7 protein-coding genes are annotated in these 7,174 nt (G+C 62.3%); 6 read left to right on the forward strand and 1 reads right to left on the reverse strand.

Going from position 1 to position 7,174, the window contains the following annotated elements; genetic code table 11:
* Positions 1-1,180: alkaline phosphatase family protein (locus ACFFAR_RS19435; RefSeq protein WP_174364659.1), on the reverse strand; the 1,180-nt coding region annotated here is incomplete at its 3' end.
* Between the two features lie 295 nt (positions 1,181-1,475).
* Between ACFFAR_RS19435 and ACFFAR_RS19440 the strand changes: the two genes are divergently transcribed.
* The 6 genes from ACFFAR_RS19440 to ACFFAR_RS19465 all read left to right on the forward strand — a co-directional run.
* Positions 1,476-2,555, forward strand: a complete 1,080-nt coding sequence (locus ACFFAR_RS19440; protein ID WP_086383176.1) for a substrate-binding domain-containing protein — start codon at positions 1,476-1,478, stop codon at positions 2,553-2,555.
* The gene (locus tag ACFFAR_RS19445) at positions 2,552-3,565 is read left to right on the forward strand and encodes an extracellular solute-binding protein (protein WP_174364658.1); all 1,014 of its coding nucleotides are present in this window, start codon (positions 2,552-2,554) and stop codon (positions 3,563-3,565) included. The genes ACFFAR_RS19440 and ACFFAR_RS19445 overlap by 4 nt, the downstream gene beginning before the upstream one ends.
* Before the next feature lie 9 nt (positions 3,566-3,574).
* Positions 3,575-4,399 carry an ABC transporter permease subunit gene (locus ACFFAR_RS19450; protein ID WP_174364657.1) on the forward strand — a complete coding sequence of 275 codons (825 nt, stop codon included), beginning with the start codon at positions 3,575-3,577 and terminating at the stop codon, positions 4,397-4,399.
* Positions 4,400-4,408: 9 nt separating this feature from the next.
* Positions 4,409-5,302, forward strand: a complete 894-nt coding sequence (locus ACFFAR_RS19455; RefSeq protein WP_174364678.1) for an ABC transporter permease subunit — start codon at positions 4,409-4,411, stop codon at positions 5,300-5,302.
* Positions 5,299-6,357, forward strand: coding sequence for an ATP-binding cassette domain-containing protein (locus tag ACFFAR_RS19460; RefSeq protein ID WP_174364679.1), 1,059 nt, complete (start codon positions 5,299-5,301; stop codon positions 6,355-6,357). Before ACFFAR_RS19455 ends, ACFFAR_RS19460 begins: the two co-directional genes overlap by 4 nt.
* Positions 6,358-6,374: 17 nt before the next feature.
* Positions 6,375-7,174, forward strand: an 800-nt coding sequence (locus ACFFAR_RS19465) for a phosphodiesterase (protein ID WP_375508294.1), incomplete at its 3' end; no start/stop codon positions are given.

Raw genomic sequence — 7,174 nt, forward strand, 5'->3', positions numbered from 1 at the left:
CCGAGTATCCAGCGTGGCCGTCCTGGAACGCCGGCGCCTTGATGAAGCTGACCGACGGATAGTTACCGGCCTTCACCGATGCAAAGAAGTCATCCGTGTCGTACTGGTGGTTAGCCGGTTCCGGCGTCTTGCCATCGGCTTCGAGCGACAAGCCGATAGCAGCCTGCGAGCTCGGACGTGCGTGCGTCGGGTTCGCCGTCGACGCGAAATACTGGAACCAGTTGTGGTGCGGCACGTAGTCGGCCGTTGCCTGACCCACCACCGGCGACAACGTGCTGCGCTTGCAGGCCGTCGTGCCGTTGCTGTTCACGGTCGCCAGGTTGAAGCCGCCCATGAAGCCGCCCCACGAGATGTTGGCCGCGTTCAGCAGATCGCCGATGTTCTTGCCGGCCATCAACGCGGTATCCGTCGTGCTCGAGCACGTGTCGTTAGCCGGGTCGACGTCGTTGATCATCGTGAAGCCGCCCTGGCCGTCATTGACGTAGTAGCTGCCCGTGTTCGTCGCGCTGACCGGACCCTGGCTCGCTTTCACGACCTGCATGCCGTTGGTCTGGCCCGACACCACTTCGAGCGCGCCCGGCGTCGACGGACCGTAGGTGTCCGTGTAGGCGTTGTCGCTCATCGCGAAGTGTTGCGCGTAGTTCCACAGCGCGCCGACCGTGTTGCCGTCGTAGTAACCCATGACCTGGCCGGCTGTGCCAAACGAACCAGCGCCGCCCGCCGTGCCTTTACCCGTGAACTTCGGGAAGAGGTCGGCCGCGCCGTTGTTATAAGCCTGTTGTTCCGCGCGATAAGCGTGGTTCTGGTCGGCCGATGCAGCTTGCGTACGGTCGAGACGGAACGGGTTCGCAGCCGCTGCGCCATTCAACGTGTTCGTGAAGTTCGGGTTCGCCGTCAGCAGCGCCCCGCTCAGCCCGTTCACCGCCGGCGTGCCCGCGGCGGCCGTGAACACCGGCTCGCCGGCCGGGTTCGCCGCGTTCGGGTAGGTCGCGAAGTAATGGTCGAACGAGACGTTCTCGTTATAGATCACGACGACGTGCTTGATCGGCGTGGCCGTCGCGAGACGGTTCTGGATCGACTGTGACGAGTCGGGGTTGCTGTCGTTGCCGCCGCCGCATGCATAGAGGCCGATGGCCATTGCTGCAGTGGGTACGCCAACCAGTAAGGCTCGACGAAACATGTGTGAAGCTCCGATGTCGTTTGTTGTGTGTAAAGCGGGTGGCCGCGTGGCCTGTGGGGACGAGTCCGGACTTGATGGCCATTTTTCGTTTCCGCCCGCATTGGAACACCTGCACATGAAGCGCAAAAGGCGCTGCGCTTTCGTCACGGTTACTTCCACATAACAAGCAGAAAGAGTTGGTAAGGACGGGTTCCAAAAAGATGACGCTCTGGCTCACAGGCAGTCATGCCAGCGTCACACGGCGCTCAGATAATCCGTCCGCTGTAACCGTTTTCATCTCTTTCCCGACTGGCCCATGCACTCCACCATCAGAGACGTTGCCGCACATTCCGGCGTCTCCATTGCCACCGTATCGCGTGCACTCAACACGCCGGAGCTGCTCAACGCCGAGACGCTCGCAAAGGTGCGCGAGTCCATCGAAGCGCTGGATTTCATGCCCAGCGCGCGCGGCCGGCAGCTTCGTGGGGTGAGCACGCGGCTCGTCGGCGTGGTCGTGCCGACGCTCGCCAATCCGGTGTTTGCAGAGTCGCTGCAAGGTATCGATGAAGCCGCGTCCGCCAGCGGCTATCGGCTGATGCTGATGACCACCGCCTACGACAGTGGGCGCGAACGCCGCGCCATCGAGACCTTGCGCGAGCAGCGCGTGGACGGCCTGATTGCGACCGTGGCCGATGCCGAATCCAATCCGCTGCTCGATGAACTCGATCGCATCGGGTTGCCGTATGTGCTCGCGCATAACGACACCGCGTGCCGTGCGGCGGTATCGGTGGATAACAGGAGGGCCGCGCGCGATGGCGTGCGCGCACTCCTGCAGCGCGGCCACAAACGCATCCTGATGCTTGCCGGGTCGTTTGCCGAATCGGATCGCGCCCGGCTGCGGTACCGCGGATATGAAAATGCCATGCTCGACGCCGGCCTCACGCCCTACGCACCGCTCGAGATGGACTTCAACGCGGAAGAGTTGCCGGCCAGCTTGCTCGCGCATCTCTCGGACCCGCTGCGCCGTCCGACCGCGCTCTTTTGCAGCAACGACCGCCTCGCGATGATCGTGATTCGCGGGCTGCGTCATGCGGGTCTGCTGGTTCCCGGCGATATCTCCGTGCTCGGCTTCGATGGCATTCCACTCGGCGAGTGGTTATCGACCGCGCTTTCGAGCGTCGCCACGCCGAATCGCGAGATCGGCCGGCACGCATGGCGTCATCTGGCGAAGCAGCTCGGTTTGCCCGACAGCAAAGCCATCGACGAAGCCGCGAACGAAGCTAATGAGCCCATTCCCTTCAAGTTGCCTCATAACGTGCGAACCGGCGCGACTATCGCGTCATACATCGAACCTGCGGCCCGGATGGCCGCTCTCGAACCGGAGAATCCTGCATGAAAATCCGTCAACTCCTCGCCACGCTGCTTGCCGCGACGGCCACCTTTTGCGCGGCTGGCGCCGCGTATGCCGACGGCACCGCGATCTGCTACAACTGTTCGCCGGAATGGGCCGACTGGGCGAGCCAGATCGAAGCCATCCAGAAGCAGACGGGCATTCGTGTTCCCTTCGACAACAAGAACTCCGGCCAGGCCATCGCGCAGATGATGGCCGAGCAGAAGAGCCCGATTGCCGACGTGGTGTATCTCGGCGTGTCGTCGGCGTTCCAGGCGAAGGACAAGGATCTCGTGCAGCCGTACAAGCCGGCGCACTGGAACGATATCCCGGCCGGCATGAAGGACCCGAACGGTTACTGGTTCGCAATCCACTCCGGTACGCTGGGCTTTTTCGTGAACAAGGATGCGCTCGATGGCAAACCCGTGCCGCGTTCATGGGCTGATTTGTTGAAGCCGGAATACAAGGGCATGGTCGGGTATCTGGATCCATCGTCCGCGTTCGTGGGCTATGCCGGCGCGGTTGCGGTGAACCAGGCGCTGGGCGGTACGCTCGATAACTTCAAGCCCGGCCTCGACTGGTTTGCGAAGATGAAATCCAACGCGCCGATCGTGCCGAAGCAGACTGCGTACGCGCGTGTGATGTCCGGTGAGATTCCAATCCTGCTCGACTATGACTTCGATGCTTATCGAGCGAAATACAAGGATCACGCGAACGTGGAGTTCGTGATTCCGAAGGAAGGGACCATCGTCGTGCCGTATGTGATGAGCCTCGTCAAAGGCGCACCGCATCAGGCGAACGGCGAGAAGGTGCTCGATTTTGTGCTGTCCGACGCAGGGCAGCGCTTGTGGGCCAACGCGTTCCTGCGTCCGGTGCGTGGCGGTACGCTGCCGCCCGATGTCGCCGCCAAATTCCTGCCGGCATCCGACTATGCGCGTGCCAAGGATGTCGATTTCGCGAAGATGGCTGCGAAGCAAAGTGCGTTCGGCGAAGAGTATCTTCGTGTGATGCACTGATTTTCAGACATGCAAGATTCCACCTTCTCCACGCGCGCACGGATTGCGTTGCTCGCGCCCGCGCTCGCGGTGTTCATCGCGTTCTGGTTGCTGCCGCTCGTTGCGCTGCTGCAGGCGAGCGCCGTGCCCAATGCGTTGAGCGCGTATCGCGAGGTGCTGACCAATGCGCGCTATCTGCACAGCCTCGTCGCGACGATCGCGTTGTCACTGGCGGTGACGGCGGCGACGCTGGTGTTGTCGACAGTGGCGGGCTTGTTCCTCGCTCGCCGGGATGTGCCGGCGAAGCGCCTGCTGGTCGCGTTGCTGACGTTCCCGCTCGCGTTTCCGGGCGTGGTGGTGGGATTCATGGTGATCATGCTGGCCGGACGCCAGGGTTTGATCGGCGCCATCTCCACGCGGCTCACCGGCGATCGCTGGGTGTTTGCGTACTCGCTCAGCGGTTTGTTCCTCGGCTATCTCTACTTCTCCATACCGCGCGTGATCGTCACCGTCATGGCGGCTGCAACCAAGCTCGATGCGTCGCTCGAAGAGGCGGCGCGTTCGCTGGGTGCATCGCCGTGGCGGATCTTCGCCGATGTCGTCCTGCCCGCCCTGATGCCCGCGTTGATCGCGGCGGGCGCCGTCTGTTTCGCGACCGCGATGGGCGCATTCGGCACGGCGTTCACGCTTGCCACCGACCTCGACGTCTTGCCTATGACCATCTACACCGAGTTCACGCTCAACGCGAACCTGGCAACGGCGGCGGCCTTGTCGATTGTGCTGGGTCTTGTCACGTGGGCGGTGCTGGCGGTTGCGCGCAGTCTGACCGGCGCGACCGTCGCGGCCACTGCATGAGGTCAACCGATGCCTGAATTCATGAAGCCGCGCGGTCTGCTCGTTGCTGCACAAACGGTCGTCACACTCGCGCTCGTCGCGTTCATGGTCGTGCCCGTCGTGATGTCGGTGATGGCCGGCCTGACCGTCAATTACTTTCGCGGCATATCGAGCGGACTCACGCTCAAATGGCTCGGGCAAGTATGGGCGATGTACCAGGGCTCCGTCTGGTTATCGATAGAAATCGCGCTCGCCACGCTCGCCATCACGCTCGCGATAGGCGTGCCCGCAGCCTACGCGCTCGCGCGCAGCAACAGCCGCTCGGCGAGGTGGATCGAAGAGCTGCTCGTATTGCCGATTGCCTTGCCCGGACTTGCCACGGCGCTAGCGCTGCTTTCCGTGTATGGCGGCTGGAGCGCGTTTCGCTCCAGCATGTGGTTCATCGTGGCAGGGCACGTCGTGTTCACGCTGCCGTTCATGGTGCGCTCGGTCGCGGCCGTTTGCGCTGGAACGGACCTGCGCACGATGGAAGAAGGTGCAGCGAGCCTTGGTGCGTCGTTCACACAGCGGTTTTTTACCATCGTGCTGCCCAATGCGCGGCCTGGCATTGTTGCCGGCGCGCTTGCGGTGCTGACGTTGTCCATCGGCGAATTCAACCTGACGTGGATGCTGCATACGCCCGACACGAAAACGCTTCCCGTCGGACTCGCCGATGCCTATGCGTCGATGCGCCTTGAAATCGGCAGCGCATACACGATACTTTTCCTGTTGATGACGCTGCCATTGTTGATCGCGATGCAGTGGCTCGGCGTCGATCCTGCCGGCGCACAAAGCGCTCGCGCGGCGGCAAAACGCAAACGTGCATTGCGGCGTGTCCCCGACCCGCTGCCCGTTCAAACTCCAACCGTAAAGACCGCACGATGAGACTCGAAGCCGTCCCAGTCACCCTCAGCCGATGCGCGAAAACGTTCCGCGGACAACGCGTGCTCGAACCCGTCGATTTATCGATAGAACCCGGCGAAACGCTTGTATTGCTTGGGCCATCGGGTTGCGGCAAGACGACTACATTGCGCCTGATCGCCGGGCTCGAGAAGCCCGACGCGGGTGGCCACGTCCGTTTTGGCGCCGACGATGTCACCGCACTGCCTATTGAACGTCGTCAGGTCGGCATGGTATTCCAGAACTATGCGCTGTTCCCGAACCTCACGGTGCGCGGCAACGTGGGTTATGGTCTGCGCATTCAGAAGGTGGAGGCATCGGCGGCGCGGCGCCGGGTCGATGAATTGCTGTCGATGACCGAACTCACCGCGCACGCCGACAAGCCGATCACCGAGTTGTCCGGCGGGCAGCGGCAACGCGTTGCACTTGCACGCGCATTGGCGCCGAGACCGCGTGTTTTGTTGCTCGATGAACCCCTGACCGCCCTCGATGCCCGTCTGCGCGAAACCCTGCGTGCCGAGATGAACGCACTGTTGCGCGAGCTTCGCGTGACGAGCATTTACGTCACGCACGATCAGTCGGAGGCGATGGCGCTTGCTGACCGCATCGTGGTGATGAGTGCAGGGCGGATTGAACAATGCGGCACGCCGCGCGAAATCTATTACCAGCCCGCGACGCGCGCGGTCGCACAGTTTATCGGCACGTTGAATCGTGTGGCCGGTGAGTGCCGCGATGATGCGTTCATTGCGTCCGGCGGCGCGATCAACGTGAAGGGACTCGTCGCGCAGTTGCGTGTTCAGGATGGCGGCCGGTCAGAAGTGTTTTTCCGCCCGGAGGACGCCGAACTCGTCAATCCCGAGTCCGCGCAATTACGCGGCGCGGTGGAGTCGGCAATGTTCCTTGGCGAACGCACACGCCTCAAGATCAAGGATGCTGCCGCCGATGCATTGATTGTCGATGTCCCCGGCCGGGTGGAACTCGCGCAAGGGACTATCGTAGGGATATCGGTACGTGACGAGGGCTGGGTCGCGCTGCACTAATCTGGAGAAATACCGTCATGCTGTTAGCTCAAATTTCCGACCTGCATATCAAGGTTCCTGGTGCGCTGGCTTATCGAAAAGTCGATACCGCCGCTTGTCTGCGTCGTTGTGTGGAGCGTCTCAACGCAATGAGTCCGCGACCCGATGCGGTCCTGGTGACGGGGGACCTGACAGACTTCGGGACAGTGGAAGAGTACCGGCATGTGGCGGATTGTCTGAAGCCGCTGACCATGCCGGTGTATGTGATGGTCGGCAATCACGACGACCGCGCCACGCTGCGCGAAGTATTCGATGCCGATTATTTGCGGAAAGAGGGTGCAGATGGCGACTTCGTGCAATTCGCGTTCGATCTTGGCGAGTTACGGGTCATCGCGCTGGATTCGCAAATTCCTCATGCAAGTCCCGGCACTTTGTGCGACGCGCGCTTGCAGTGGCTCGGACAGCAGTTGGACGAAGCACGTGAGCGGCCGGTTATCGTCGCGTTGCATCATCCGCCGTTTGCAACCGGTATCGGACATATGGACGACATGGCGCTCGACGCCGAAGCTGCCGGCAAGCTCGAGGCGCTGATCGCGAAGCATCCGAACGTGGAACGTGTGTTGTGCGGGCATGTGCATCGGCCGGTGCATCGACGTTTTGGCGGGACGATCGCGTCGATAGCGCCATCGACTGCGCATCAGGTCGTGCTGGATCTGCATGCCGATGCCCCATCGCGTTTTGTGCTGGAACCCGGTGCGTTCGCGCTGCATTACTGGAACTCAGGCGTCGGGCTGGTTTCACATCACGCGTATGTCGAGCAGTTTGACGGGCCGTATCC

This window comes from uncultured Caballeronia sp., assembly GCF_964243625.1.
In the GTDB taxonomy this organism is placed as follows: Bacteria; Pseudomonadota; Gammaproteobacteria; order Burkholderiales; family Burkholderiaceae; genus Caballeronia.